Here is a 1,129-nt window from a genome sequence, read left to right as displayed (position 1 = left end):
AATATAGCCACGGCATCGAGTATGTCATATCCTTCGAGCCCACAAGTCTGCCGTCGGCTGCCTCCGACTGCCAATGCAGATCGGCAAAATGCCGTCGGATATGGCCGGGCACCGGCTAGAGCGGGATGCGTTCAAATTGAACGAGGCATCCCGCGCTATCTCTTTGTGTTAGCCGCATTTATGCGACGCCAAGTGAGGCCACTTGGGTGCAAATGCTCCCATCTGGAACTGTAGTACTAGGCAGAAAGGCCCAGCCTGAACTTGTCCGTATCTTTTATCCTGCCTTGCCTTGCGGCTAGGTGGTTTGTCAGCAGATTTTCTTCGATGGGCTGTGACATGAAAAACCCTTGAGCGCTGTGACAACGCTCGGCAATCAGGAAATCAAGCTGCGCTTCGTTTTCCACGCCCTCTGCCAGAACGGTCAAACCGAGCGAATTGGCCAGTGCTATAATGCCTCGAACAATGTTCTGTTTTTTCTTCGACGCTTCCAGACCGCTCAAGAACGATCGGTCGATCTTCAACCGATCCAGGTTGAAATCGGCAAGGTAGCCGAAACTTGAATAGCCGGATCCAAAATCGTCGAGTGCCAAGCCGACCCCGATATTTCGAATTTCCGTCAGCATGTTCAAGGCGTTTCGGCTGTTCTGGATAAATACCCCTTCCGTTATTTCCAGTTGCAGGCGCGAGGGCGGCAGGCCCGTTTGTCGCAGCACCAGAAGAAGATGGGCGAAGTAGGCATCGTTCTGAAGGCTTTTGCCCGAAAGATTGACCGAGCAAACGAAATCATCGGCAGAAACAGGCATCCATCGAGCTGCCTGCAGGCAAGCCTTGCTCAGCACAACCTTGTCGACTTCTAGTATCAGGTCGCCTCGTTCGGCAATTGGAATGAATGACATCGGCAGACGAATCGCGCCCGAAGCGGGGTCGCGCCAACGCACCAGCGCCTCGGCGCCAATCATGCGGCCGGTTGCCAGCTCGAATTGCGGTTGCCAAACCAGGAAGAACTCGTCGCAGTTAAGCGCCCGCTTGATGCCAGCTTCTTCGCCAAGCTGCATGTCGAACTGATTGAGGATTGCAGGCGAAAACGTCACGAAGCCAGAGCGTCCTTCCGCTTTGGCCACACAAAGAG

1 protein-coding gene is annotated in these 1,129 nt (G+C 54.4%); it reads right to left on the bottom strand.

Annotated features, from left to right (window positions below):
- Window positions 1–236: 236 nt before the first annotated feature.
- Window positions 237–1,129 (bottom strand): EAL domain-containing protein (locus EOA86_RS35645; protein ID WP_164892369.1); only part of this gene is annotated, 893 nt, incomplete at its 5' end.

Source organism: Mesorhizobium sp. M5C.F.Ca.IN.020.32.2.1 (genome assembly GCF_004023105.1).
Lineage (GTDB): Bacteria > Pseudomonadota > Alphaproteobacteria > Rhizobiales > Rhizobiaceae > Mesorhizobium > Mesorhizobium wenxiniae.
The sequence above is the reverse complement of the archived record's forward strand: the minus strand, read 5'-3'. Positions and strand labels throughout refer to the sequence as shown.